A 26,343-nucleotide genomic window follows, 5' to 3' on the forward strand; every position below is an offset into this window, starting at 1 on the left:
ATGAACCGCCGCGAACTGATCAAGGCCTTCGCCGCTTCCGCTTCGCTGACCCTTGCCGGCCGGGTCTGGGCCGCGCCCGCGACCGACGCGCGGCTGCTCGTGGTGTTCCTGCGCGGCGCCTATGACGCCGCCAATGTCGTCGTGCCCGTCGGCAGCGAATTCTACTACGCCTCGCGCCCGACGCTTGCGGTCGCGCGGCCCGACGCCGGCAATCCGAATGCGGCGCTGGCACTCGATGCCGGATGGGGGCTGCATCCGGCACTGCGCGATTCGATCTATCCGCTGTGGGCCAAGCGCGAGGTCGCATTCGTTCCCTTTGCCGGCACCAGCGACGACCTCTCGCGCAGCCATTTCGAGACCCAGGACACGATCGAGCTCGGGCAGGCCGTCGGCGGCAGCCGGGATTACCGTTCCGGCTTCATGAGCCGGCTGGCGACCGAGCTGACGCGGGTGAAGCCGATCTCCTTCACCGACCAGCTGCCGCTGATCTTCCGCGGCCAGAACCAGATCCCGAACATCGGCATCGCCAGCGTCAGCAAGCCTGGTGTCGACGACCGGCAGGCGCGGCTGATCAAGCAGATGTATGCGAAAGGCGACCTCGCCAATTCGGTGTCGGAAGGCTTTCGGGTCCGCGACGACGTCTACAAATCGGTGTCCGAGGAGATGATGGCGGCCAACCGCGGCGCCGTGTCGCCGCGCGGCTTCGAGCTGTCGGCGCGGCGGATCGGCCGGCTGATGCGCGAGCAGTTCAACCTCGGCTTCGTCGATGTCGGCGGCTGGGACACCCACGTCAACCAGGGCGCGGCGACCGGCTATCTCGCCGACCGTCTCGGCGAACTGGGCAGGGGCCTCGCCGGCTTCTCCGAGGAAATCGGCCCCGCGATGTGGCGCGACACTGTCGTGGTCGTGATCTCCGAATTCGGCCGCACCTTCCGCGAGAACGGCGATCGCGGCACCGATCATGGCCATGGCAGCGTCTATTGGGTGATGGGCGGCGGCATCAACGGCGGACGCATGGCCGGCGAACAGGTCCAGGTCGCGCAGGCGACGCTGTTCCAGAACCGCGACTATCCTGTTCTGACCGACTACAAGGCGTTCTTCGCCGGCCTGATCCAGCATGTCTACGGCCTGCAGCAGGCAAGCCTCGAGCGCATCTTCACCGGCATCAAGCCGAAGGACCTGAACCTGGTTTGACGGGGCACTGCCAAAATATCGAAAACAACCCCATGCAAAGGAGCCGGTTGCCGGTGTTTGGCACGGCAACTTGACGGGTTGCGGCAGTACTCGGTCGAGATAGCGCAAAGCCGCCTGTGTCGCGCGCATAAAGGCCGCCCGGCGCGTCATGCCCGACGAATTCCGACATCTGCCGGCTCTCCCGGCAGGGCCGTCATTGAGTCGGCCCCGCCTGTGGACCACACGGCGACGTGAACGGTCCCGCGCCCGCTGCCGAAACAAGCCACTTGACTTAGGAGCATATGCACCTATTGTAGTTCATATAAGAGCATATGCTCTCAAATGAACAAAGGAGGGTCGTCATGAGCGAAGCAACCATTCTGGTCAGCGGTGCGACCGGGCGGACCGGGGGGGCGGCCGTCGACGAACTGCTCAAGATGGGCAAGAGGGTGCGCGCCTATGTGCGCTCGGATGGCGAGCGCGCGGCAGCGCTGCGGCAGCGCGGCGTCGATATCTCCGTCGGCGATTTCACGGACATCGACGCTATTCGCGCGGCTATGGAGGGCATCCAATCCGCCTATTTCCTCCATCCGATCGCACCCGGAATCATCAGCGCGGCGGCCTATTTCGCCCAGGCAGCGAGAGAGGCCGGCGTCAGCGCGATCGTCAACATGTCGCAGATTTCGGCGCGCCGGGAATCGGCGAGCCATGCGGCGCAGGATCACTGGGTTTCAGAGCGCGTGTTCGACTGGTCAGGCGTTGCGACAACGCATCTTCGCCCGACGTTTTTTGCCGATTGGCTGGTGTACCCGCATTTCGGAAAAGAAATCTGGGCGAAGAAGAAGATCGAATTTCCGTTTGAGAACGGCCGCCACGCGCCGATCGCCAGCGACGATCAGGGGCGTGTCATTGCCCACCTCCTGGCCAAGCCGCAAGGCCATGAGGGCAAGATCTATCCGTTGCACGGACCGGTGGAGATGGACCACACCGAAATCGCCGCCGAGATGAGCGAAGTGCTCGGCGCCCGGATCGACTACGCGCCGACCTCGATCGCGGTGTTCAAGGAGAAGATGGAGAAACTCTACAAGTTTCCTCCGTTCCTGGTGCAGCACCTGGTCGAGGTCGCCCAGAATTATCGCGACGGCATTTTCTCGGGCACCAACGATGCCGTCGAGAAGATCACGGGAACGCCGCCGTTGTCGGTCCGGCAATTCATCGCGCAGAACCGCGCGGTGTTCGCCTGAACATGATCAAAGCCAGCATGAGTTTGAAAAATGTCCCATCCCCAAACCGAGCGCCATCCGTTTCTGGACGATCTGACCACTGACGCGCAGCTGGTCAGCTCCGTCCTGCGCGGTCCCGTCACGGGACGCGATGCCATCCGATGCGTCGTCGATGCCGTCGGCAGCTTCTACGCGTCACAAACACCGACCTTCGTGCAGGATGTCGGCTCGCGGCTTGTTCTCGAATACGAAGCCACGCTTACCAGTGGAGAGAAACTGAGCGCAGCCGTGATCGTCGAGCACAATCCCGACGGATCGGTACCGCGCGTCAGTGTGCGGATGAGTCCGCTTGGCGCAGTGCTGTCCCTTGCCGCCGGCCTGCGCGAGCGGCTGTCGGAGCAACTGCTGGAAACTCTCGTTATCTAAACCAAAGAGGCCAGCAGCGCGAACGGCCTCTGACGAAATTGGAAAGGTAGACCGTCATGGATATCAAGAACGCAACCGTCTTCATCACTGGAGCCAATCGCGGCCTGGGCCTGGCCTTTGCACGCGAGGCACGTCGCCGCGGCGCCGCGAAAGTCTATGCGGGCATGCGCAAGACGGACGGCTTCAACGAGCCCGGCATCATCCCCGTCAAGATCGACGTCACCGATCCGACCTCGATCTCGGCTGCCGCCAAGTTGGCGGCCGATACGACGGTACTGATCAACAACGCGGGAATCGCTGCTCTGATCGACGGGCCGCTGTCGACCGACGTCGTGGCGCAATCCGCCCGCATGTTCGATACCAACTATTACGGCGTCGTGCGCGCCACGCAGGCCTTCGAACCGATCCTGTCGACGAAGCCGAACGCCGCCATCGTCAACGTGCTCTCCGACATCGTGTGGCTGCCGCGGCCGATCTTGACGCCCTATGCCGCGTCAAAGGCAGCGGCCTGGAGCTACACCAACCAGCTTCGCTTTCATCTGCGCGAACGCGGCGTTCAGGTTCTCGGCCTGCATGTCGGGTTCGTCGACACCGACCTGACCAACGGCATTGACGTGCCGAAGGCGAGCCCCGAGGACGTGGTGCGGCAGACCTACGACGCCCTCGCCGCCGGCAAGAGCGAGGTGATGGCCGACCGGGGAACGACGGTGCTGAAGGGAACGCTTGCGGCCGAGGAGCCCGGCTACATCACCCCGCCGCAAGGGTCTTGAGGATATCGCTGCGGCCGCGCCGCTGCTGTATTCGCGGCGCTGGCTGCGATAGAAGCGAGAACGAAAGGAGTGTTGCCGGTGAACAAGCCTCTGGGAATCGATCAATGCAACTGCTTCGCCATGAGGAAGGCCAACCGGCAAATCTCGCGTTTCTATGACGCTCAGCTCGAACCGGTCGGCCTGCGCATCACGCAGTTCCTCACCCTGGCGGCGCTGAACGAACTCGGTAGCGCAGCCGTCAACGCGCTCGCCGAGCAGCTCGATATCGAGCGGACCGCCATGGGCAAGATGGTCGGCTTCCTGGAACGTGACGGCTTCGTTCGGATCCGGTCCTCGCCCACCGATGGACGAAGCCGCCTCATCGAGCTGACTGATGCCGGCCGCCGCCTTCACGACAAGGCCGCTCCGCTTTGGCAGCGTGCCCAGCGGGAGTTCGAGCAACTGAACGGGGCGAAAGATGTCGCCGTGCTGCGAAGGGCCCTGCGCGACATGGTCGTCGGTAACATCAAGCCGAGCTCGTCGGAGGATTAAACGCCGCCATTCGAGCGAGAGCACGCGGCCGCGATGCGTGGCCGGCACGAGGAACGCCATACCGATTATACGGCGGGCGTCTTCAAATCCTTAATCCTGATTGGACAGACGAAGCGGCAAACGACCTGGTACGACAAATCTAAAAGACCCTGGACGGACAGGTTGAACTCCTGCCGTCTTCACAGTCCGATCAGTCCGCATTGCGGGCGCTCCAGTTTCTGAGTACGCGCCCGGATCATTGTCTTGCCGCCAAATCCGCGATCGCCTTCATCACGGCGTTGCGGATGCCGGGATCGTAGAGGATGTGGCCGGCGCCATCGATGATGCGGACCTCGCTGCCCGGCCAGCGCGCGGCGAGCGCGTGCGACGTGGCGGGCGGGCACAGCAGGTCGTAGCGGCCCTGCACCAGGATGCCGGGAATGCCGGCGAGGTTATTGGCCTCGCTCATCAGCTGGTTCGGCCGCATGAAGCAGTCGTTGGCGAAGTAATGCGCTTCCATGAACGGCGTCGAGGGCAGGGCGCCTGATGCCTTCGCAAGGTCGAGCCGCGTCTGCTTCGGCGTGTGCTCCGACAGCGTGCGTTCGGTGTCGTGCCAGGCGCGTGCGGCCGCCGCATGCACGGCGATATCAGGATCGAGGATGCGGCGGTAGTAGGCCGCAAGCGGCGCCGCGCGCTCGTTCTCGGGCAGGAAGTTGAGGAAGTCCTCGGAGAGGCCGGGATAGAAGCGCGGCAGGGCGCGCAGGAAAACGTCTTCCAGCTCTTCGCTGGTGCCGAGGAACGTCGCGCGCAGCACCAGCCCGCTGACCCGCTCGGGATGAGCTTGCGCATAGGCCAGCGCCAGCGTCGCGCCCCAGGAGCCGCCGACCACCATCCAGCGCGCGAAGCCGAAGCGTTCGCGGATCTTCTCCATGTCGGCGATCAAATGCTGCGTGGTGTTGTGGTCGCGGCTGCCCTTCGGCCGGCTGCGGCCGCAGCCGCGCTGGTCGAACAGCACAGCGTGAAAGCGCTCGGGATCGAACAGCCGTCGATGATCGGGCTGGCAGCCGCTGCCCGGGCCGCCATGCAGATAGACCGCGGGGATGCCACCCTCGCGCCCGACGCTCTCGACATGCAGCTCGTGGCCGTCGCCGACATCGAGCCATTCCGATGTCAGGGGAGCGAAGGGATCGGCGCGCCTTGCGGCCTTGCCGGCATCGGCATCAGGCGCCATTGGCGTCGTCCGGGCGTTTGCCTTCGTCCGTCTCCAGCGTGCCGCCGGCGAAGTTGCGGTAGAGGAAACGGTTCTGCGTGCCGGTGGATTCCTGCTCGGCCTGCTTGAAAATCTCCTCGTGCCGCGGCGACAGCGCGCAGGCCGGGTCGGTGTTGCCGGCATCGCCGGTCAGCGCAAAGGCCTGGCAGCGGCAGCCGCCGTAGTCGACCTCGCGGAACTCGCAGCTCTTGCACGGCTCCGGCATCCAGCCTGTGCCGCGATAGCGGTTGAAGGCCTCCGAGTTCTGCCAGATCCAGGCGATCGAATGGTTCGAGCGCACCGACTCGAATTCGAGCCCCGTGATGCTTTCGGCGGCGTGGCACGGCAGCACCTTGCCGGCCGGCGAGATGTTGAAGAACTGGCGGCCCCAGCCCCCCATGCACTTCTTCGGGCGCAGCGCGTAGTAATCGGGCACCACATAGTCGATCGCGAGCGTGCCCTTCAGGCGCACTTGGGCTTCCTCGACGATCCGGCTGGTTTCCTCGATCTGCTCGATCGTCGGCATCAGCGCGGCGCGGTTCTTCAGCGCCCAGCCGTAATACTGCACGTTGGCGACCTCGAGCCGGTCGGCGTCGAGGTCGATCGCCATCTGGATGATGTCGGGCAGCTGATGCAGGTTCTGCCGGTGCATCACGGCGTTCACCGTGAGCGGCATATCGAGCTCGCGCGTCCATTTCGCGACTTCGAGCTTCTTCTTGTGCGCGTCCTTCAGGCCGGCGACCCGGTCGGCGACGACAGGTTCGTTGCCCTGGAAGCTGATCTGCACATGGCTGAGGCCGGCATCGGCAAGCGCCGACAGCTTGTCCCTGGTCAGCAGCACCGCCGAGGTGATCAGGTTGGAATAGAGCCCGACATCGGTCGCGTGCTGCACCAGCTCGACGATGTCCTTGCGCGCGGTCGGCTCGCCGCCGGAGAAATGAACTTGCAGCACGCCGAGCTCGGCAAGTTCGCCCAGCACCTTCTTCCATTCCTCTGACGTGAGCTCGGTCGAGCCGCGGTCGAGCTCGACCGGGTTGGAGCAGTATGGACATTGCAGCGGGCAGCGGTGGGTGATCTCGAGCAGCACCGCGAGCGGGATGCCGTAGGTCTCCGCCGCCGAGCGCGCTTGCTCGAGCACCGCGAGCCCGTCGGTCGGGCCTGCTGTCGTTGTCTTGCTACCTGCGAGCGTGTCAGTCATGCCGTGCTCTCGCGCGCTTCGGTGAGAAAGCCCTTGTCGGCCAGATCCTGCAGCATTGCGATCACGTCGGTCGCGATCGCCTCGCGTGGCGCGGCGTATTTTTCGGCGAGCTGGTCCACCATCTCGGCGACGCTGCGCACGCCGTCACAGAGCTGCAGCACCTCGACCGCGATTTCATCCGGCGCCAGCACGCGCTCCGGCGCCAGGATCACCCAGACCTGCCGCGTCTCGTCGAATTTCAGCCTGGCATGGCGCGGCAGTTTCGGCCGGCTGGTCTCGCTGACGCTGATGTTGCGGCTGGCCATGTTCTAAGTCTCTTTATTTGAGCATGATCTCCGCGCAAACGCGTTCGCGTTTGTCGCGAGGGAAAATCGGTTCCCACTTTTCCGGATCATGCTCTAGCTCGTCTTCGGCACGAAGGCGCCGGGCGGAATGTGGCCCTCGACATAGGCGTGATAGAGCGCGTCGAGCTGCACCCACAGCACGTTGGTCTTGAAGATCAGCGCGTTGCAGACCGCCTCGCGCTCGGCCGGCGTCCTGGCATGCTGCTTGACGTAGTCGAGCGCAAAGCCGGCGTCGCGGGGCGCCTGGGTCAGGCGGCGGCTGAAATAGCTCATGATGTCGGGGTTGACGAAGTCGTAGTGCTTCAGCATCCCGGAGATGCGCTCCTCGTGCAGGTTCGGCGCGAACAATTCGGTGAGCGAGGAGGCGATCGCCTCCAGCGGCGTGCGGTCGCGGCAGAAATGCACATAGGCCTCCACGGCAAAGCGCGTCGCCGGCAGGATGCCTTCGGTGGACTCGACATAGGCGGTGTCGAGGCCGAGGCCTTCGGTCAGCTTCAGCCAGCGCTCGATGCCGCCCTCATTGCCGAGATCGCCGTCATGGTCCTCGATCCGATGGCGCCACTCGACCCGCGTCATGCGGTCGCGAAAGCGCGTCATCACCATCGCGTCCTTCAGCGGGATCGTGCTCTGGTAGTAGTAGCGGTTCAGCGCCCAGGCCTGGACCTGGCCCTTGTTGAGCTTGCCGCCATGCAGCAAGCGGTGGAACGGGTGCAGGCTGTGATAGCGCGTTGCGCCGATCGTGCGCAGCACAGATTCCATCGCCTCGGCGCTATCGAGCGTGATGCCCTTGCCGATCGAGAGCGCGGTCATTCCAGAGGTGGGCACGACATTCACAGCACGATCTCCGTTCCGTCGGCGGGAATCTGCCAACCCGCCTGTTCGGCCGCCTTGCGTTCGGCCGATGTCCCGAGCAGCGCCGGGTTGGAGTTGTTGATATGCAAAAACACTTTTTGTCCGATGTCGAGCCCGGCGAGGCTCGCGATCGCGCCCTGATCGCCCGACATCGCGATATGTCCCATGCCCTGGCCGGTCTTGTTGCCAAGCCCCGCCGCGATCAGTTCGTCGTCGCGCCACACCGTGCCGTCGAAGAACACCAGGGGGGCGCCCCTGAGCCGTGATTTCAGGTCGTCGGTCACCCGGGCGCAGGCGGCCATGAAGTAGAAGTATTTGCCGCTCCGCCTGTCCGCAATACGCAGGCCGAGCGTATCGCCGACGCCGTCGGCGCCCGCCGGGTGCGCCTTGCCCTCGAGATACCAGGCGCCCTTGCCGGGAACCTCGAACGGCAGCACCTCGAGCCCGGACGGCGATCCGTCGGGCAGGGCCGGCTCGAAGGCCTGGTCGACCGCGATCGGCCGGCGCGCGACGTTCTTCTCGCTCAGTACGTTGAAGATGCTGTTCGCGCGCAGGATCGCCAGCACCCGCTCATGCGCGTAGATCGCAAACGGCGAGCCCTCGCGCATCGACAACAGCCCGGCGACCGCATCGATCTCGCCATTGGTGAGGATGACGCCGGCGATCGGGCTGTGGCGCAAGGCGCCGTGCTTCGGATGCAGCTGCGGCGTCGCGTTCAACTGTTGACGGAGATCCGGGGACGCGTTGACCAGGAACCAGTGCGCGCCATCGCCGCTGACGGCGATCGAGGCTTGCGTGCTCTGCAATTCGGGACGGTCGCTGCGTGCGGTCCTGCAGACGGCACATCCGCAGTTCCACTGCGGAACGCCGCCACCCGCCGCGGCACCCAGGACGACGATACGAAGCATGATCCGTCCCCTGGAGACGTTTGACTCGGAGCTAAATTACTCGGACCTAAATTACTCGGACCCAGAAACGTTACGAGGTGGACCCCGGCTTGGAACACACTCCCACGCTCGGGAGCGCGTCACGCCCGGATGTCCACCTGCGCTAAAACGCTAAACGTGTAGAGGGCGCTGCCGCTTACTTGCGGGTGGCGCACATATACATGTTGATTTCCATGCCGACCGACACTTCGACGATCTTCGGTGCTTTCCAGGCCATTAGGCTCTCCTTGTTGCAACCGGACGAACTTTCCGCCCTGCAAGTTAAACTACTGCGGTTGGAAAAGTTCGCCACTTAAATTTTTCGCAAGCGACCCTGCGGAGAGGCATGCTGCACTGCGGGAAGCGAAACCGGCCCCCTCACAAATTTGTGCGCGCACTTCCGGTCAAAACCCGGTGGGATCAGACCTTTTTCCTGTTGTTCGCCACACGGTGAATGTTGATCTTGGACTAAGAGACAGGGACCACGTGATCCTCCGAAGGTCCTGATGACCATTCCGTGCTTCCCGGTGACGGGAAGCGACTAACCGAGCCGAGTTCAGCCGATGCCACGCTATTTCTTCAATACCCGTATCGGCGACGAGCTGATCTCCGACCCCGACGGCGAAATCCTGCGGGATCCGGATCGTGCATGGGAAATGGCGCGGGCGATGATTCGCGAACTGCTCAAGACCGAGGGGGCCGACGGCGCGCTGCTCGGCGCGGTGATCGAGGTCACCGACGACGAGGGCGAGATCGTGCTGGAGTTTCCATTCACCGAGGCGATTCTCGATCGCCCGGACCGCTCGATGACGAGGCACTGAGGGACGCCGACACACAGGCGCACCTACAGCGTCGCGTGGCCACAACCATGCGTTGGCCGATGTCGGCATGTTTCCGATTGCAATTGTCCGGACAAATTCGCAAGACTATGAACGGAAAGCCGAACCGCGCCGGTCGACGTCAATGGCGCAATCAACAACGGCTTCCACCCAGGGGAGATCATCATGAAAAAACACTCGTTCGCACCGCGGAGCCTGCTGATTGCGGGGGCCATGCTGGGAGCGTTCACGCTCTCTGCTGCGGCGCAACAGCCGGCGGCCGCGCCCGCCGCCCAGCCGTTGCCGCCGGGCTCGCCGTTGATCGGGCGTCCGGACAATGAGGCCGCCGCCAAGCTCGCGCCGGTGGCACCCCCGCCGTTGCCGACCGCGCCCGACAAGCTGCCGCTCGCCAAGCTCAAGGTCCCGGCCGGCTTCAATGTCGAGGTCTATGCCGCGGGCATGGCCAATGCGCGCTCGCTGGCGCTCGGCGACAAGGGCACCGTGTTCGTCGGCAGCCGGCTCGTCGACAAGGTCTATGCGATCGTCAACAAGGACGGCAAACGCTCGGTCAAGGTGATCGCCTCCGGCCTCTACCGTCCGAACGGCGTCGCCTTCAAGGACGGCACGCTCTACATTGCCGAGCTGTCGAAGGTCTCCAAGATCGACAAGATCGAGGACAATCTGGACAACCCGCCGAAGCCGACCGTCATCTACGACAAGCTCCCGAAGGACGAGGCGCATGGCTGGAAGTTCATCGCCATCGGCCCCGACAACAAGCTCTATGTCCCGGTCGGCCAGCCCGGCAACAACGTGCTGCACGACGCCGATCACGGTCAGATCCGCCGCATGAATCTCGACGGCTCCGGCGCCGAGGTCTACGCGCTCGGCGTGCGCAACTCGGTCGGCTTCGACTGGAATCCCGAGACCAAGCAGATGTACTTCACCGACAACGGCCGCGACTGGCTGTCGGAGACGGTGCCGGAAGACGAGCTCAACCGCGTCACCAAGGCCGGCGAGGATTTCGGCGCGCCTTACTGCTACCAGGGCAACATCATCGACCAGGAGCTCGGCTGGGGCAAGAACTGCAAGGACTACACGCCGCCGGTCGGCCTGATGGGTCCGCACACCGCCTCGCTCGGCATGCGCTTCTACACCGGAAGCATGTTCCCGAAGGCCTACAAGAACGCGATCTTCGTCGCGCGTCACGGCTCCTGGAACAAGTCGCAGAAGCAGGGCGGTGACGTCGTCGTCGTCAAGCTGAACAAGGACGGCACCGTGAAGTCGGTCGAGCCGTTCATGACCGGCTTCCTCGAGGACAACAAGTATGTCGGCCGCCCGGTCGACGTGATGCTGCTGAAGGATGGCTCGCTGCTCGTCTCCGACGACTGGAACGGCGCGGTCTATCGCATCAGCTACGGCAAGCCGAAGGTCGCCAACCAGTAAGCTGAAACCAGAGATCGGGGGCAGCGTCTGCTGCCCCCGATTTTCTTTTGAACTGCACGTAAGGATGGACCGATGCGTAAGCTCGCAATCGCCGCGGCGCTGGCCGCTCTCAGCTTCTCAGCAAATGCCGAGACCATCCAGGAGCGCACTGTTGCGTGCTTTGCCTGCCATGGCGAGCATGGCACGTCGGAAACCGAGAACACGCCCTCGCTCGGCGGCCAACAGGCGCCCTATGCGCTGATCCAGCTCTTCATGTTTCGCGAGAAGCTCAGGGTATTCGACCCGATGAACGAGATGGCGAAGCCGATGACCGACGACGATTTGCGCAGCTTCTCGGACTTCATCGCCACCTTGCCGAAGCCTGCGCCGCCCGCGGATGCCGGCGATCCGGCGCGGATGGCGCGCGGCCAGGCGCTGGCGCAGCAGAACCGCTGCAACAGCTGCCACAACACCGATTTTTCGGGCAAGGATAATGTCCCCCGCATCGCCAACCAGCGCGAGGACTACCTCGCCAAGACGCTGGCCGAGTACAAGGACAACAGCCGCCACGGCTACGACGCCACCATGGCGGACGTGATGCAGACGGTCACCAAGGAGCAGATCGGCGACCTTGCCTATTACATCGCGCATGTCCGCTGAAACATCAGGCGGCCGGCCGCTGGCCTTGCTCTTCGTGTGGGGCTAAAACGCCTGCGTCATACGGAGTGTCTCATGCAGGATATTTGGCGTCTGTCGGCGGCTGAACTCGCCTCCCTCATCAAATCCAAGAAGGTGTCAGCGAAGGAGGCGGCCGAGGCCGGTCTCGCCCGGCTCGACGCGGTGAACCCGAAGATCAACGCGGTGGTCGATCACCGGCCGGACGACGTGCTGGCGCAGGCAGCGTCGATCGATGCGGCCATTGCGCGCGGCGAGGCGGTCGGGCCACTCGCCGGCGTGCCTGTCACCATCAAGGTCAATGTCGATCAGGAGGGCTACGCCACCACCAACGGGCTGAAGGCGCAGCGCGACTTGATCGCCAAGGTCGACAATCCGGTGGTCGCCAATCTGCGCAAGGCCGGCGCGGTGCTGCTCGGCCGCACCAATTGTCCGGCGGTCTCCTATCGCTGGTTCACCACCAATCTCATTCACGGCGACACCAAGAACCCGCGCGATCCCGGCATCACGCCGGGCGGCTCGTCCGGCGGCGCGGGCTCCGCGGTCGCGGCCGGCATCGGCCATATCGCGCACGGCACCGATATCGCCGGCTCGGTCCGCTATCCGGCCTATGCCTGCGGCGTGCATGGCCTGCGGCCGAGCATGGGCCGCATCCCCGCCTTCAACGCGGCCTTGCCGGAGCGTCCGATCGGCCCGCAGATCAGCGCGGTGTCGGGGCCGCTGGCGCGCACCGTCAACGATCTGCGCATCTCGCTCGCGGCGATGTCGGCGCCGGATTATCGCGATCCCTGGTACGCGCCGGTGCCGCTCGAGGGACCGCCGCGCGAGAAGCGCGTTGCGATGTGCCTCAACCCCGATGGCCTCAACCCGGTGCCGGAAGTGGTCGCCGCGGTGGCCGATGCCGGCAAGCGATTGCGAGAGGCCGGCTGGATCGTCGAGGAGATCGCCGACACGCCGTCCCTGCGCGAGGCGGCCGAGATCCAGACCCGGCTCTGGCTCGGCGACGGCTACGAGGCCCAGCTTGCGTTTGCCGAACGCGAGGGCGATCCCGGCGCGCTGGCCTGCCTGCGCGGCGTCCGCGCCAGGGTGCATCCGTTCGACCTGTCGCAGGCGCTGACCCGCCGCGCGACCTTGACCCGCGAATGGTTTGCCTTCCTCGATAAATACCCGGTGCTGCTGATGCCGGTGTCCGGCGAGCTGCCGTTCCCCGATCATCTCGACCGCAAGGACGAGGCGTCGTTCGCGCGGGTGTGGCACGCGCAGCTGCCGCAGATCGCGATCCCCTTCATGGGGCTTCCCGGGCTCGTCGTCTCTACGGGCCTCGTCGGGCGGATTCCGGTCGGGGTGCAGCTGGTGGCCGGGCGCTACCGCGAGGACCTCTGCCTTGCCGCGGGCGAGGCGGTGGAAGCCGGCGGCACGCCGTCGTCGCCGATCGATCCGGTGGTCTGAGATGACGACGGTCTACAATTTCACCGCCAAGTCGCTCACTGGCGACGAGGTGCCGCTGCAGCGGTTCGAGGGCCAGGTGCTGCTGATCGTGAACACGGCGAGCGCCTGCGGGTTCACGCCGCAGTACAAGGGCCTGCAGGAGCTGCACGCCGGCCTCTCGCCGCGCGGCTTCGCCGTGCTCGGCTTCCCCTGCAACCAGTTCGGCGCGCAGGAGCCGGGGACGGCCGCGCAGATCGCCGCGTTCTGCGAGACCAGTTACGCCGTGACGTTTCCGATGTTCGCCAAGATCGACGTCAATGGCTCAGGTGCGCATCCATTGTACGAGCATCTGAAACGTGAGAAATCGGGCCTGCTCGGGCCGGCGATCAAATGGAACTTCACCAAGTTCCTGGTCGATCGCTCCGGCAAGGTCGTGGCGCGGTATGCGCCGACCGCCCGGCCCGAAGGATTGAAGAAGGAAATCGAGGCGCTGCTATGAGCGACGACACCACCAACGACCAATTCCCCGACCGCCTCTCGGTCGATCCGAACAGCCCGTATTACAACGCGGAGATTCTCTCGCGCGATGTCGGCATCCGGTTCAAAGGTGCCGAGAAGACCAATGTCGAGGAGTACTGCATCAGCGAAGGCTGGGTGCGGGTCACCGCCGGCAACGCCAAGGACCGCTACGGCAATCCGCTGACCATCAAAGTGCACGGGCCGGTCGAGCCGTATTTCCGGGACAAGGCGAAGTCCTGAGGCGCTTCCTCCACCGTCATTGCGAGCGAAGCGAAGCAATCCATTCCTCCGCATGTTGAGAACTGGATTGCTTCGTCGCTTCGCTGCTCGCAATGACGATGAGAGCGCCAGGCCTAATTCGGAGAACGCAAGCATGTCCGTCCGCATCGTCGACGTCCGCGAGGTGACAAAGCCGATCTCCTCGCCGATCCGTAATGCCTATATCGACTTCACTAAGATGACCACGAGCCTGGTCGCCGTGGTCACCGATGTCGTGCGCGACGGCAAGCGGGTGGTCGGCTACGGCTTCAATTCCAACGGCCGCTACGGGCAGGGCGGGCTGATCCGCGAGCGCTTTGCACTGCGGCTGCTCGAGGCTGGTCCGAAATCGCTGCTCGATGCCTCTGGCGCCAATCTCGATCCGGACAAGGTCTGGTCGACGCTGATGTCGAACGAGAAGCCGGGCGGCCATGGCGAGCGTTCGGTTGCCGTCGGCACCATCGACATGGCGGTGTGGGACGCGGTGGCGAAGATCGCGGGCAAGCCGCTGTTCCGGCTGCTCGCCGAGCGCCACGGGCTATCAGCCAATCCCCGCGTGTTCGTCTATGCCGCCGGCGGCTATTACTATCCGGGCAAGGATCTCGGCGCGCTGCGCAAGGAGATGCGCGGCTATCTCGACCGCGGCTACAACGTCGTGAAGATGAAGATCGGCGGCGCGCCGCTTGCCGAGGATCGCGAGCGCATCGAGGCGGTGCTGAAGGAGATCGGCCGCGAGGCGCAGCTCGCGGTCGACGCCAATGGCCGCTTCGACCTGGAGACCGCGATCGCCTACGCCAAGATGCTGCGGGAGTATCCGCTGTTCTGGTACGAGGAGGCCGGCGATCCGCTCGATTATGCGTTGCAGGCCGCGCTGGCGGAATTCTATCCGGGCCCGATGGCGACCGGCGAGAACCTGTTCAGCCACCAGGATGCGCGCAACCTGATCCGCTACGGCGGCATGCGGCCGGACCGCGACTGGCTGCAATTCGACTGCGCGCTGTCCTACGGGCTCTGCGAATATCAGCGGACGCTCGCGGTGCTGAAGACCCATGGCTGGTCGCCGAGCCGCTGCATCCCGCATGGCGGCCACCAGATGTCGCTCAACATCGCCGCCGGCCTCGGCCTCGGCGGCAATGAGAGCTACCCCGATCTGTTCCAGCCCTATGGCGGGTTCCCGGACGGCGTGCGCGTCGAGAATGGCCACATCGTCATGCCCGACCTTCCTGGCATCGGCTTCGAGGGCAAATCCGACCTCTATGCGGAAATGAAGGCGCTGGCGGCGTAGCCGGTGCCCATCGGGCCAGCCCGGCAGGCTTGAGTCCGCTTGCAAAACATTTTTGAGCGCCGCTCAATAAAATATTGAACGTTGCTCACGTTCCGTTATACACATCCAGGAGAGACGCCTCTGTCCGGGTCACTGGGGAGGCGCGGAACCGGCCATGAGGATCACCGCATGCCATATTCAGCGAAGAATCTCCGCGACGCTGCCGATGCCGGGGTGATCAGCGCGGCTGATCTGGACCGGTTGCTCGCCTTCCTGGCCAGCCATGGCGGGCAGGGCGCGGCGGGCGATGCGAGCCCGGCGGCGAGGTTCGATGCCGCCCATGTGCTCTGGTACGCCGGCGCGCTGATCGTGATCGGCGCCATGGGCCTGTTCTCGACCCTGGCGTTCACCCAGATGGGCGGACGGGCGCTGACGGCTTGCGCGATCGCCTACGCCGCCGCTTTCGCGGTGGCCGGTCACCACCTCTGGTACGGCAAGAATCTGCGGGTTCCCGGCGGCCTGTTGATCGCGATCGCGGTCTCGATGGCGCCGCTTGCGGTCTATGGCATCCAGGACGAGCTCGGCTGGTGGGGCAAGTTCGGCAAGCCCGGAACCGTGCAGGATTTCTACGTCTGGGTGAAGGGCAGCTGGATCTTCATGGAGATCGCGACCGTCGCCGCCGGCATCGTCGCGCTGCGCTACTTCCGCTTCGCCTTCATCGTCGCGATCATCGCGTTCGCGCTGTGGTTCATGTCGATGGATCTGGCGCCGTGGTTCAGCGGCACGAATTATGCCGACTTCGAGACACGGCGCCGCGTGTCGGTGTGGTTCGGATTGGCCGTCCTCGCGGTGGCCTGGATCGTCGACTATCGCAGCCGCAACGATGACTTTGCGTTCTGGCTGCATCTGTTCGGCCTGATGGCGTTCTGGGGCGGCATTACCGCGTCCGAAGGATCAACCGAACTCTCGAAAGCGGTCTATTGCCTGCTCAATATCGGTCTCGTCGCGGTCGCGGTGATCCTGATGCGGCGCGCCTATGCGGTGTTCGGCGCGTTCGGAATCTGCATCTATCTCGGACATCTCGCCGACGTCGTCTTCAAGGACTCGCTGTGGTTTCCGTTCTCGCTGTCGCTGATCGGAATTGCCGTGATCGCCGCAGGGCTGCTCTACCATCGCAACGAGCGTGCGATCGCCGTCTGGCTCGGGGCGCATCTGCCGGCGGGGCTGCGTCCGCGGTCTGCCACCGCGTGACGCCTGCCCGGCCATGACGACAATTGAGAGAGCTGGTTCGTATCTGGAAAGGGTCCTACGACAGCCGCATGTCGAGCAGCCGCCGGCCTTCGCCCTTCAAGAGCTTCTTCACCGCGCTCGAGGCGATCACCTCGCCATTGTTGGCGTAGGCCTCGTGGTTTTTCTCGATGTCGTCGAGGCGGTAGAGGTAGTTGACCATGACGCCGGCGGATTCGCGCAGGCCCTTGGGCGAGAGGTCGCCGAGCCAGTTGATCCGCTCAAGCCGCGCACCATTGCCGAGATGGAAGCGCGCCACCGAATCGATCAGCCGTCCCTTCGGCGTGCGTGCCTTCAGGAAGTAGTAGGCGGCGAGCGGCTCCAGCACGGTCCGCAGCTGCGTGGCGAGTTCGGCGTTCTCGAACCAGCCGGGCTTGCCGAGGCTTTCCAGGAGCTGACGGTCCTCATCTGACAGCGGCACGTCATCGGCCTGTTTCACCCACTGCATGAAGCCCGGAACCGGCGACAGCGTCACGAAATTGTCGAGCTTCGGCAATTCGCGGCGCAGCTCTTCCACCACCTGCTTGATCAGGAAGCTGCCGAACGAGATGCCGCCGAGCCCGCGCTGGGTGTTGGAGATCGAATAGAACACCGCGGTGCGGGCGCGCTCGACCGGCACCGGCTCGCGCTCTTCCGCAAGCAGCGGCGCGATCGCGCCCGGAATGGCTTCGGTCAGCGCGACCTCGACGAAGATCAGCGGCTCGTCGGCAAGCGCCGGGTGGAAGAAGGCGTAGCAGCGGCGATCCACCGGATCGATGCGGCGGCGCAGATCGTCCCAGTCGCGAATCTCGTGCACGGCCTCATAGCGGATGATCTTCTCCAGAATATTGGCCGGTGACGACCAGTCTATCCTGCGCAGCACGAGGAATCCCCTGTTGAACCAGGACGAGAGCAGATGCACCACGTCGCGATCGAGCGCGGCGAGGTCCTTGTTGCCCTTCATCAATGAAAGCAGATCCGAGCGGATCGACACCAGCTCGCCGGTGCCGCCCGGCGCGCGGTTGAGCCGGCGGATCAATTCCTGGCGGCGCGGCTCGGAGGCGAAATGCAGGTCGCTGGCGTCGTCGCCATTGGTCTTGTCATTCGTCTTGGTGCGCCAGCTTTCGATCGCCTGCGCCAGCTTGGCGTGATCGGGGCCGAAATCGCGCGCCAGCGTCTGAAAGAACGACAGGCGGCCGGCGGCATCGAGGTGATGGTAGCGGTCGAGCACTTCGCGCGCCATCGCGGTGCCGGAGGCTTCGCCGCGGCCGGACAGCAGCGCCTCGCACAATTCCAGAAGCTCGGACGCATCCTGCCTGTCGTTGGCCGGGCTGGCACGGCCGAGCAGGACGCGGCCGCGTTCGGAAATCGTCGAGAGCAGGTCGGAGAAGAAGGCGTTGGCCATTTGCGGGTCGTATCCAGCGGGTCGTATTCAGTGAAGCCGGACCTTACACGGGATTTAAGGTCGGGAGGACTGCAATCAAGCGCATGGATCGTACGGAAATATGTCGCAGCGCGACAACGGTATAATTCGTCATCGCTACGGGTGGTGACAAACCCCCGTTCACGTTTTCTCCGCGAACGCGGTCGGTGTCTTGCCGGTGACCTGTCGGAACGCATGGGAAAATGCCGGTACGCTGGCATAGCCGAGGTCGGAGGCGACCTGCTTGACCGAAACATTCGCGCCAGTCGACAGGCGCTCGATCGCGGCCGCGATGCGGGCGCGCTGGCACCAGCTCTTGAAGGACAGCTGCGTCTCCGCCGCGAACAGGCGCGACAGCGTCCGCGCCGACGTGCCGACCGTGCGCGCCAGCCCATCGATCTCGTGGTCCTTGGTCGGATCGGCCAGCACGATGTCGGCGGCGCGGCGGCAGCGCGGCTCCTGCGGCAGCGGGATGAAGGTCGCGGAATCCTCGGCCTGGTTCAGTTCCAGCATCACGAGCCTGATCAGGAGGTCGGTGCGCTCGCGTCCGCATGAGGCGTCGAACAGCGCAAGGATCGCCTGGTGCACCAGCGGCGACACCCGCACCACGAATTCATGGCCGAGGCTGTCGCTGCGATTTTCGCGGGCAAGCCAGGCCCGGTCGAAATAGAGCGTGCGCATCTCGATATCGGCGAGCACGTCGATCGCGTGGGGAAGCAGAGCAGGGACCCACACCGCGCGGTCCGGTGGCACCAGCCACCGGCCCTTCGGGGTCGTCACCTGCATGGTGCCGCTGGCGGCATAGACCAGTTGTGCCTCGCGGTGCATGTGCGGGTCGAGGCGGACGCCCTTTTGGTAGCTGCGCGCGACCATGTGCACCCCGTCGCCGGTGACGCGCCGGTCCTTGTGGAGGGCTCTTATTGGCGGCTCAGCGATAGTCATTGGCGACATCCCGTCAGGACAAGGACCTATAACCTATTTTCGAGCAATTGAAGAATCGCGTGAGAGACGTGCCAGTGAAAGACCTGCCCATGAGCAGCCCAACGAACGGTCCAAGCCGGGTGATCAGCTTCGTCAACGCCGGCCATTTCATCGACCACTATGCGATGCTGATTTTCGCGGCCGCCGTCATCATCATGGGCCCGGCGCTCGGCATGGCCTATTCGGAGCTGCTGCCCTATGCGACGCCGGGCTTCATCGCTTTCGGCGCCGGCTCGCTGGTCACGGGCTGGCTCGGCGATCGCTGGAGCCGCCGCCATATGATGGTGATCTTCTTCGTCGGCATCGGCCTGTCGATGATCTCGGTCGGCTTCGTGCAGACGCCGCTGCAGCTCGGCGCAGCACTGCTCGCCATCGGCATCTTCGCCTCGATCTACCATCCGGTCGGCACCGCGATGATCGTGTCCTATGCAGAGAAGCTCGGCGCCCAGATGGGCATCAACGGCGTCTGGGGCAATCTCGGCGTCGCCTCCTCGGCGCTGGTCACCGGCGTGATCGGCCAGTATCTCGGCTGGCGCTGGGCCTTCATCGTGCCGGGCACGGTCACCGTGCTGATCGGCATCGCCTTTGCGATGACGGTGGTGCATGAGGACCGCAAGGGCTCCAGGCAGGCCGCAGCCCAGGTGCGGGTCGCCAAGGAAGACATGTGGCGGGTGGTGCTGTCGCTGCTGATCGTGGTGATCGCGATCTCGACCACGTTCAACGCGGTGACGGTGGCGCTACCGAAGCTGTTCGCCGAACGGCTCGCCGATCTGACCAGGAGCCCGGCGCTGCTCGGCGTGATCGCGGCCGGGGTCTATGTGTTCGGCGCGATGACGCAGTATACGATCGGCAAGCTGCTCGACAGACATTCGCTGAAGACGGTGGCGCTGCCGCTGTCGTTCATGCTGGCGCCGTTCCTCTATCTGGCAGCGAGCCTGTCCAACCTGCCGCTGATCGTGGTCTCGATCGGCATCGTGATGGGCGCGTTCGGCCAGGTCACGGTGAACGATGCCATGGTCGGCAAGTACACCACAGAGGAATGGCGCTCGCGCGCCTACGCAGTGCGCTATTTCGTCGGCTTCACCGCCGCGGGCGCCTCCGTCGGCCTGGTGGCCTGGCTGTACGACCAGGGCGGCTTCTCGATGATGCTGCGTGCCTTCGCTGCGCTATGCCTGCTGGCGATTGCGGCCGCGATCATCCTCCCGCGCGAGATCCGGACGCCCGCCACGCAGGCGGGTTGACGTCCTGGCGGTTTGCCGCACCCATTTCGGCTTGAAATAGGCCACGGCGCCATCCGCCCCAAGCGGATGGCGCTTTTTCGCGCACCGCACAATTGTATCCGTAAACTTTGTCCGGACCCTGTGGTGTGATACGCTCCACCCGGGCCTTCGGGCCCAAGGCGCCGGTTGCGCCGGTCACTGCCATTTGTGGTTTGTGGAGCAGCCGAGGCCATGGGCGAAATTCGCGACTTCAAATCCGGCAAGCCGGGCAAGCCACCGCCCGGCGAAGCGATATGCCGCGGCGCCTTGCCGCGATCGTTGCGGGCGATATCGCCGGCTACAGCCGCCTGATGCAGCTCGATGAAGAGGGCACCCACAACCGCGTCAAGCGGATCGAGCGCGATCTGATCGAGCCTACCATTGCCGAGCACCACGGCAAGCTGGTCAAGACCACCGGCGACGGCTTCATCGCGATGTTCGACAGTCCGGTCGAGGCCGTCCGTTGCAGCATCGTGATTCAGCAAAACATGATCGGCCGCAACGCGGCGATCGCGAGAGATCGCTGGATCGAGTACCGGATCGGCGTCAATCTCGGCGACGTCATCATCGAGGCCGACGACATCTTTGGCGACGGCGTCAATGTGGCCTCGCGTCTGGAAGGGATTGCGGCGCCCGGTGAAGTGTTCATTTCCGGCGGCATCTACGAGCAGATCAAGCACAAGATGGTCTGCGGGTATGAATCGCTCGGCGACAAGAAGGTCAAGAACATCACCGATCCGGTCCGGGTTTATCGCGTGCTGCCGGACGCCGCCGCATACCAAAGAACGCGCAGGCGTCGTGAGTCCATCCTGCTGACGCTGCTCGGATTGGCCATCGCAATCATCGCCGCGGGTGCGCTTTGGTACATGCTCGCGCAATCGCGCGGCAGGTTGACAGACGTGGCGCGGGCGCCTTCCGCGCCGACGGCATCGCCTGCACCTCAGCAGCCGGCAACAACCGCCGCTCCCGCTCAGCCTCCAGGCCAGACATCAAGTCCGATCCCAGGTGCCGCGCCGGCACAGCAAGCGACACCGCAAGCCGCACCCTCGACTAGTCCAGCCGTGGCGTCGGTGCCGGAGCCCGAAATGATTGCGCTCCAGGGCGGCAGCTTCTCGATGGGGAGCAATGACGATCCCTCGGAACGCCCGATCCGCAGGGTGACGGTCAAGTCGTTCGCGATGGGCAAATATCCGGTCACGGTGCGGGAATGGAACGCCTGCGCGGCGGCCAAGGCCTGTGACTTCACGGCCGGCGGCAAGGACGACGTGCCGGTCACCAATGTGAGCTGGAGCGACGCGAAACAGTATGTGGCGTGGCTCGCCGAGCGTACCGGGAAGGCCTACCGGCTGCCGAGCGAAGCCGAATGGGAATATGCGGCGCGCGGTGGAACGCAATCGAGATACTGGTGGGGCGACCAGATGCAATCGGGCAATGCCGGTTGCAAGGATTGCGGCGGCGCTGACGGCTCAGAACAGCCGGTCAAGGTCGGCAGCTTCAAGCCGAATCCGTTCGGTCTTTACGACATGGGTGGCAGTGTCGATCAGTGGGTCGAGGATTGCTGGCACAGGAACTACCAGGGCGCCCCGGCCGACGGTGCGGTGTGGTCCGGCGGCGACTGTGCCTCCCACGTCATTCGTTCGGGCTCCTGGAAGAATGATGCACGCTATGTCCGTCCGGCCAATCGCGACAATTACGACACCAATGTTCGCTACCCGACCCACGGTTTCCGGGTCGCGCTGTCTCCCTGAGAGATCGTCTGCAATCGCCAGGTTTGGAGGGGTTATGAAAAGTGCAGGCCTGATCGTGCTCGCTGCGGCACTGACATTGCTCGCCAGTCCGGCCATCGCGCAAAACAAACCGGCGGGGAAAGACGCCAAGCTGTATTTCATCTGGCCGCACGACGGAGCTAAGGTCAGAAGCCCGTTCTGGTGCCGCTTTGGGCTGCGCAACATGGGCATTACGCATGCCGGCGACGAATACCCGAACAGTGGCCATCACCATCTTCTGATCGATGTGGATGAGCCGTTGAATCCGAATGAGCCGATCCCGTCGGACAAGTCTCACCAGCACTTCGGTGCGGGCCAGACCGAGACGCAGCTCGATCTGGCGCCCGGCAAGCACACCTTGCAGCTGGTGCTGGGCGACGCCAAGCACTATCCATTCAACCCGCCGGTCGTCTCCGAAAAAATCACCATCCGGGTCAAATAGGCCGACACGGATAGCTCCCTTGCGCGAACCGCCGCTTGCGCAAAGCGGCCTCGTGCGGTTTGTTGCGGACCGCCGGGCGCTAGACCCGGCGTGGAGGGCGTCCGATGTTGTCGCGATTGCTGCGTCTGGCTGGCCTCGTTCTGGGATTGATTATCATGGCCACATCCGCCAATGCCGACGCCTTGAAGGATCAGATCGCGCCGACCGGAAAGCTCCGGGTCGCGATCGCGATCAGCCCGGCGGGCGGCGCGTTCTGGTCGACTCGGACCGAGAATGGCTATGCCGGCGTTCCCGTCGATCTCGGCAGGGAGATGGCGGCGCAGCTCGGCGTTCCCGTCGACTATGTCGTGTACCAGAATTCCGGCCAGATCACCGACGCGGCGTCGAGCAATAGCTGGGACATCACCTTCCTGCCCAAGGATCCCGTGCGCGAGACCAGGATGACGTTCGGGCCGATCTACGAGGTTGCCGACGCCACCTACATCGTCAAGCCAGGCTCCGCGATCGCGAATTTCGCCGCACTGGACCAGGACGGCGTCAAGGTCGCTGCCGTCAACGCCACCACCACGATGCGCGGCGCGATCGCACACCTCAAGCACGCCAAGGTCACGGGCTATCAGACTTATGACGAGATCTTCAATCTGCTGAAGAGCGGCGAGATCGACGCGTTCGCGCTGTCGCGCGATCAGCTCAATGCGATGGCCAAAAAGATTCCGGGCAGCCGCGTGTTGGACGAGACCTTCAAGCAGACCGTCACCGCGGTTGCGGTGCCGCTCAACCATCCGCTGGCCGCGGCGTTCGCCACCAGGTTCATGACCGATGCGATCGCCAACGGCACGCTGCGCAAGGCCTATGACAATAACGGGCTGAAGGGCTCCCCGGTCCGCACCGAGGTGAAGTAGACCGGCGCGTATCGGCTCTATCTCCGCAATTCTCAACTATCCCCGTCACCCTGCGGAGCGCGCAGCGCGTCTCGAAGGGTCGACGGCCACCAGCCGGGCCGTTCATCCTTCGAGACGCGCTACGCGCTCCTCCAGCGACAAAGGCAAAGCCTTTGCGCGGGGATGACGGGGATGAAGAGGCGCGCCCCCTTGGGTGACATCTGGGCATGCTGCATAATTCCGCGCCATCGCGCTGGGCAGTTCCTGCGTTACCTCTCTAACTCATTGGATTGACAAGGATTTAATACCGTCCGCGAGCGGCTCCGGTTGGCATGGCCATTGCTTTTAGATGCAACAGTCAACGACGACTGCCGTCCTCCGGATTGCCGAAGCCAATGCAGGCCGAGGTGAGGGGATCAAGGCGCCCCGCCCGGGCGTCGCGAGCAATCGTTGCACCCCCTAACTCCCCCGGATGGACGAGCAATTAATCCAACCCGCGTCGCTTCCGGCAGGCAACCGGCGCGGCCGAATTGCGCAAGGGGAATTTACGAATGGCCTATCTCGCACCGTCCGAATTCGTCACCAAGATGGTGGACGCCGGCGAATCCAAGATCTTCATGTCGACGCGTGACACTGTGATCCGCGCCTACATGGCCGGTGCGATCCTCGCGCTGGCGGCCTGGTTTGCCGTGACGATCAACGTCAATACCGGACAGCCGATCATCGGAGCGCTGCTGTTTCCGGTCGGTTTCGTGATGCTCTATCTGCTGGGCTTCGACCTGCTGACGGGCGTGTTCGTGCTGTCACCGCTCGCGCTGCTCGACAAGCGGCCGGGCGTCACGCTCGGCGGCGTGCTGCGCAATTGGGGCCTCGTCTTCGTCGGCAATTTTGCCGGCGCGCTCACGGTGGCGTTCATGATGGCGTTCGTGACGACCTTCGGCTTCACGCAGGAGCCCGACAAGGTCGGCATGACCATCGGAAACGTCGGCGAGGCGCGAACGCTGGGCTACGCGGCGCATGGCGCGGCGGGCATGGCCACCCTGTTCATCCGCGGCATGCTCTGCAACTGGATGGTTTCCACCGGCGTCGTCGGCGCCATGATCTCGACGACCGTGCCCGGCAAGGTCATTGCGATGTGGATGCCGATCCTGGTGTTCTTCTACATGGTGTTCGAGCATTCGGTCGTGAACATGTTCCTGTTCCCGTCGGGACTGATGCTCCATGCCAAGTTCTCGATCATGGACTACCTGATCTGGAACGAAATCCCGACCGTGCTGGGCAACCTCGCCGGCGGTCTCGCCTTCACCGGGCTCACGCTCTACACGACGCATGTGAAGACGGCGCCGAAGCGCCAGCGCCTCGCGGCTTGATCCTGGCCGGCTTATGGGGCTCTCCTGTCACGGAGGGCCCCATTCGCATTGGGACGGTCGATGCCGCGCGCGCTGACAATATCGGTCGGGCAATTCTCTGATCAGGGCCGCAAGGACACCAATCAGGATTTCCACGGCGTGCTGATCCCCGACGAGCCGCTGCTCGGCCTGAAGGGCATCGCCGTGGTGCTTGCCGACGGTATCTCCTCGAGCAGCGTCGGCCGCATTGCCGCGGAGTCGGCGGTCAAGAGCTTCCTGACCGATTACTACTGCACCTCGGAATCCTGGTCGGTGAAGACCTCGGCGCAGCGGGTGCTGGAGGCGACCAATTCCTGGCTGCACGCCCAGACCAGGCGCAGCCAGTACCCCTACGACAAGGACAAGGGTTACGTCTGCACGCTGAGCGCCCTGGTCATCCGCTTGACCACGGCGCATCTGTTCCATGTCGGCGACAGCCGGATCTACCGCGTCGCGGGCAACAGCCTCGAGCAACTGACCAACGACCACCGCGTCGTGCTGTCGTCGCAGCAGAGCTATCTCGGCCGCGCACTCGGCGTGAATCCGCAGCTCGAGATCGACTACCAGAATCTCCGGCTCGAGCGGGGCGACACCTTCCTGCTGGTGACCGACGGAATCTACGAGCACGTTCCCGCGCGGCAGCTGGCGCGGATGATCCTCGACGGCGCTGCCGATCTCGATGCCGCCGCGAAATCGATCGTCGAGCTGGCCTATGAGAACGGCAGCCCGGACAATCTCACCGCGCAGATCATCCGGATCGACGAATTGCCCGACGGCGACGCCGGCGAGGTGTTCGGCCAGTCCACCGAGCTGGCGCTGCCGCCGCTGCTCGATGCAAGGATGCTGTTCGACGGCTACCGCATCGTCCGCGAGCTGCATGCATCGCACCGCAGCCACATCTATCTCGCGGTTGACGAGGAGAGCGGCACCACGGTCACGATCAAGATTCCCTCGATCGACCTGCGCGACGATGGCGCCTATCTGAGGCGCTTCATGCTGGAGGAGTGGGTCGCCCGGCGGATCGACAGCCCGCATGTGCTGAAGCCGTTTCTGCCGCAGCGCAAGCGCAACTTTCTCTATGTCGCGATGGAGTATATCGACGGCCAGACCCTGACGCAGTGGATGATCGACAATCCTGCTCCCGCGCTGGAAACAGTGCGCGACATCACCGAGCAGATTGCAAAAGGGCTGCGCGCGTTCCACCGCAAGGAGATGCTGCACCAGGACGTCAGGCCCGACAACATCATGATCGACAGGTCCGGAACGGTGAAGATCATCGATTTCGGTTCGACGCGGATCTCGGGCGTTGCCGATGCGGCGCCGGCGGGCGTCGAGGACATTCTGGGCACCCAGCAATACACCGCGCCGGAGTATTTCCTGGGCGAGGGCGGCACCGCGCGCTCCGATCTGTTCTCGCTCGGCGTCGTGACCTATCAGATGCTGACCGGCCGCTTGCCCTACGGTGCGCAGATCGCGCGCGCCCGGACCCGATCCGACTTCAACCGGCTGGTCTATCGTCCGGCTGCGCATGGCGGCCGCGACATCCCGGGCTGGGTCGACGGCACGCTGGAGCGCGCCGTGCACGCCAATCCGCTCAAACGCTACGACACCTTCTCGGAGTTCCTGTTCGATCTGCGCAATCCCAACGCAAGATACCTGACGACGTCATCGACCCCGCTGATCGAGCGCAACCCGGTGCTGTTCTGGAAGTCGACCACGCTGCTGCTGACGCTCGTCGTGGTGCTGCTGCTGGCCTACGGCGCGCATCATTTGCGGTAGCGAAGGTTCAGTTGAATAGCGTGCCGGGAGGTCCATCCCCGTCACCCTGACAGCTTGTGAATCTTTTTGTTTCGCCAATTTCTGGTGTGTTGGCGGGATAGCC

The 26,343-nt window shown here is 64.4% G+C and carries 26 protein-coding genes and 1 pseudogene; 19 read left to right on the forward strand and 8 right to left on the reverse strand.

Going from position 1 to position 26,343, the window contains the following annotated elements; translation table 11 throughout:
• From ACVW1C_RS31205 to ACVW1C_RS31225, 5 genes are all read left to right on the forward strand, one after another.
• The gene (locus ACVW1C_RS31205; protein ID WP_456761545.1) at positions 1–1,194 is read left to right on the forward strand and encodes a DUF1501 domain-containing protein; all 1,194 of its coding nucleotides are present in this window, start codon (positions 1–3) and stop codon (positions 1,192–1,194) included.
• 341 nt (positions 1,195–1,535) lie between these two features.
• The gene (locus ACVW1C_RS31210; protein WP_456761546.1) at positions 1,536–2,417 is read left to right on the forward strand and encodes an NmrA family NAD(P)-binding protein; all 882 of its coding nucleotides are present in this window, start codon (positions 1,536–1,538) and stop codon (positions 2,415–2,417) included.
• 30 nt (positions 2,418–2,447) lie between these two features.
• Positions 2,448–2,822, forward strand: coding sequence for a hypothetical protein (locus ACVW1C_RS31215; protein WP_456761547.1), 375 nt, complete (start codon positions 2,448–2,450; stop codon positions 2,820–2,822).
• Positions 2,823–2,878: 56 nt separating this feature from the next.
• On the forward strand, positions 2,879–3,592 hold the full coding sequence (locus tag ACVW1C_RS31220) for an SDR family oxidoreductase (protein ID WP_456761548.1): 714 nt from the start codon (positions 2,879–2,881) through the stop codon (positions 3,590–3,592).
• Between the two features lie 69 nt (positions 3,593–3,661).
• Positions 3,662–4,123 (forward strand): MarR family winged helix-turn-helix transcriptional regulator, encoded by a 462-nt coding sequence (locus tag ACVW1C_RS31225; RefSeq protein ID WP_456761549.1) that lies wholly within the window; start codon positions 3,662–3,664, stop codon positions 4,121–4,123.
• 235 nt (positions 4,124–4,358) lie between these two features.
• Here ACVW1C_RS31225 and pip read toward each other — a convergent pair whose 3' ends face one another.
• The 6 genes from pip to pqqA form a co-directional block, all read right to left on the reverse strand.
• On the reverse strand, positions 4,359–5,333 hold the full coding sequence (gene pip / locus ACVW1C_RS31230) for a prolyl aminopeptidase (protein WP_456761550.1): 975 nt from the start codon (positions 5,331–5,333) through the stop codon (positions 4,359–4,361).
• Positions 5,323–6,549 carry a pyrroloquinoline quinone biosynthesis protein PqqE gene (pqqE, locus tag ACVW1C_RS31235; RefSeq protein ID WP_456761551.1) on the reverse strand — a complete coding sequence of 409 codons (1,227 nt, stop codon included), beginning with the start codon at positions 6,547–6,549 and terminating at the stop codon, positions 5,323–5,325. The genes pip and pqqE overlap by 11 nt, the downstream gene beginning before the upstream one ends.
• Positions 6,546–6,854 (reverse strand): pyrroloquinoline quinone biosynthesis peptide chaperone PqqD, encoded by a 309-nt coding sequence (gene pqqD, locus ACVW1C_RS31240; protein ID WP_456761552.1) that lies wholly within the window; start codon positions 6,852–6,854, stop codon positions 6,546–6,548. The genes pqqE and pqqD overlap by 4 nt, the downstream gene beginning before the upstream one ends.
• A gap of 93 nt (positions 6,855–6,947) precedes the next feature.
• Positions 6,948–7,703 (reverse strand): pyrroloquinoline-quinone synthase PqqC, encoded by a 756-nt coding sequence (gene pqqC / locus ACVW1C_RS31245; RefSeq protein ID WP_342713339.1) that lies wholly within the window; start codon positions 7,701–7,703, stop codon positions 6,948–6,950.
• 20 nt (positions 7,704–7,723) lie between these two features.
• Entirely contained in the window at positions 7,724–8,653 is a 930-nt protein-coding gene (gene pqqB / locus ACVW1C_RS31250) for a pyrroloquinoline quinone biosynthesis protein PqqB (RefSeq protein WP_456761553.1), read from the reverse strand.
• Positions 8,654–8,828: 175 nt separating this feature from the next.
• The gene (pqqA, locus tag ACVW1C_RS31255; RefSeq protein WP_035635412.1) at positions 8,829–8,909 is read right to left on the reverse strand and encodes a pyrroloquinoline quinone precursor peptide PqqA; all 81 of its coding nucleotides are present in this window, start codon (positions 8,907–8,909) and stop codon (positions 8,829–8,831) included.
• A 325-nt stretch (positions 8,910–9,234) separates the two neighbouring features.
• On the opposite strand from pqqA, the gene ACVW1C_RS31260 reads away from it, so the two are divergent.
• The 8 genes from ACVW1C_RS31260 to ACVW1C_RS31295 all read left to right on the forward strand — a co-directional run bounded on the left by ACVW1C_RS31260 (position 9,235) and on the right by ACVW1C_RS31295 (position 16,306).
• Complete coding sequence (locus ACVW1C_RS31260) at positions 9,235–9,492, forward strand: DUF6894 family protein (protein ID WP_050402107.1); 258 nt, start codon at positions 9,235–9,237, stop codon at positions 9,490–9,492.
• 183 nt (positions 9,493–9,675) lie between these two features.
• Positions 9,676–10,932 carry a PQQ-dependent sugar dehydrogenase gene (locus ACVW1C_RS31265; protein ID WP_456761554.1) on the forward strand — a complete coding sequence of 419 codons (1,257 nt, stop codon included), beginning with the start codon at positions 9,676–9,678 and terminating at the stop codon, positions 10,930–10,932.
• Positions 10,933–11,004: 72 nt separating this feature from the next.
• Complete coding sequence (locus ACVW1C_RS31270) at positions 11,005–11,571, forward strand: c-type cytochrome (RefSeq protein ID WP_456761555.1); 567 nt, start codon at positions 11,005–11,007, stop codon at positions 11,569–11,571.
• 72 nt (positions 11,572–11,643) lie between these two features.
• The gene (locus ACVW1C_RS31275) at positions 11,644–13,035 is read left to right on the forward strand and encodes an amidase family protein (RefSeq protein ID WP_456761556.1); all 1,392 of its coding nucleotides are present in this window, start codon (positions 11,644–11,646) and stop codon (positions 13,033–13,035) included.
• Between the two features lies 1 nt (position 13,036).
• Positions 13,037–13,513, forward strand: coding sequence for a glutathione peroxidase (locus ACVW1C_RS31280; RefSeq protein WP_456761557.1), 477 nt, complete (start codon positions 13,037–13,039; stop codon positions 13,511–13,513).
• Positions 13,510–13,773, forward strand: a complete 264-nt coding sequence (locus ACVW1C_RS31285) for a DUF3297 family protein (protein ID WP_456761558.1) — start codon at positions 13,510–13,512, stop codon at positions 13,771–13,773. The genes ACVW1C_RS31280 and ACVW1C_RS31285 overlap by 4 nt, the downstream gene beginning before the upstream one ends.
• A 133-nt stretch (positions 13,774–13,906) precedes the next feature.
• Positions 13,907–15,076 (forward strand): mandelate racemase/muconate lactonizing enzyme family protein, encoded by a 1,170-nt coding sequence (locus tag ACVW1C_RS31290; protein WP_456761559.1) that lies wholly within the window; start codon positions 13,907–13,909, stop codon positions 15,074–15,076.
• A gap of 168 nt (positions 15,077–15,244) precedes the next feature.
• A complete protein-coding gene (locus ACVW1C_RS31295) occupies positions 15,245–16,306 on the forward strand; it encodes a hypothetical protein (protein ID WP_456761560.1) in 1,062 nt (353 codons plus the stop codon).
• 55 nt (positions 16,307–16,361) lie between these two features.
• Here the strand turns inward: ACVW1C_RS31295 and ACVW1C_RS31300 are convergent, their stop codons facing one another.
• Both ACVW1C_RS31300 and ACVW1C_RS31305 read right to left on the reverse strand, forming a co-directional pair.
• The gene (locus ACVW1C_RS31300; protein WP_456761561.1) at positions 16,362–17,726 is read right to left on the reverse strand and encodes a malonyl-CoA decarboxylase; all 1,365 of its coding nucleotides are present in this window, start codon (positions 17,724–17,726) and stop codon (positions 16,362–16,364) included.
• 159 nt (positions 17,727–17,885) lie between these two features.
• Positions 17,886–18,686 (reverse strand): AraC family transcriptional regulator, encoded by an 801-nt coding sequence (locus tag ACVW1C_RS31305; RefSeq protein WP_456761562.1) that lies wholly within the window; start codon positions 18,684–18,686, stop codon positions 17,886–17,888.
• A gap of 89 nt (positions 18,687–18,775) precedes the next feature.
• Here ACVW1C_RS31305 and ACVW1C_RS31310 point away from each other — a divergent pair, with 89 nt between their 5' ends.
• From ACVW1C_RS31310 to ACVW1C_RS31335, 6 genes and pseudogenes are all read left to right on the forward strand, one after another.
• The gene (locus ACVW1C_RS31310) at positions 18,776–19,966 is read left to right on the forward strand and encodes an MFS transporter (RefSeq protein ID WP_456761563.1); all 1,191 of its coding nucleotides are present in this window, start codon (positions 18,776–18,778) and stop codon (positions 19,964–19,966) included.
• A 210-nt stretch (positions 19,967–20,176) separates the two neighbouring features.
• Positions 20,177–21,732 (forward strand): annotated as a pseudogene (locus ACVW1C_RS31315) (SUMF1/EgtB/PvdO family nonheme iron enzyme).
• Between the two features lie 34 nt (positions 21,733–21,766).
• Positions 21,767–22,192, forward strand: a complete 426-nt coding sequence (locus ACVW1C_RS31320; protein ID WP_173638108.1) for a DUF4399 domain-containing protein — start codon at positions 21,767–21,769, stop codon at positions 22,190–22,192.
• Between the two features lie 155 nt (positions 22,193–22,347).
• Complete coding sequence (locus ACVW1C_RS31325; protein WP_456761564.1) at positions 22,348–23,094, forward strand: transporter substrate-binding domain-containing protein; 747 nt, start codon at positions 22,348–22,350, stop codon at positions 23,092–23,094.
• Positions 23,095–23,624: 530 nt separating this feature from the next.
• A complete protein-coding gene (locus ACVW1C_RS31330; protein ID WP_456761565.1) occupies positions 23,625–24,443 on the forward strand; it encodes a formate/nitrite transporter family protein in 819 nt (272 codons plus the stop codon).
• Between the two features lie 60 nt (positions 24,444–24,503).
• Positions 24,504–26,240: a protein kinase domain-containing protein gene (locus tag ACVW1C_RS31335; RefSeq protein WP_456761566.1), complete on the forward strand. Its 1,737-nt coding sequence runs from the start codon at positions 24,504–24,506 to the stop codon at positions 26,238–26,240.
• Positions 26,241–26,343 lie beyond the last annotated feature (103 nt).

This window comes from Bradyrhizobium sp. USDA 4011, from assembly GCF_054063415.1.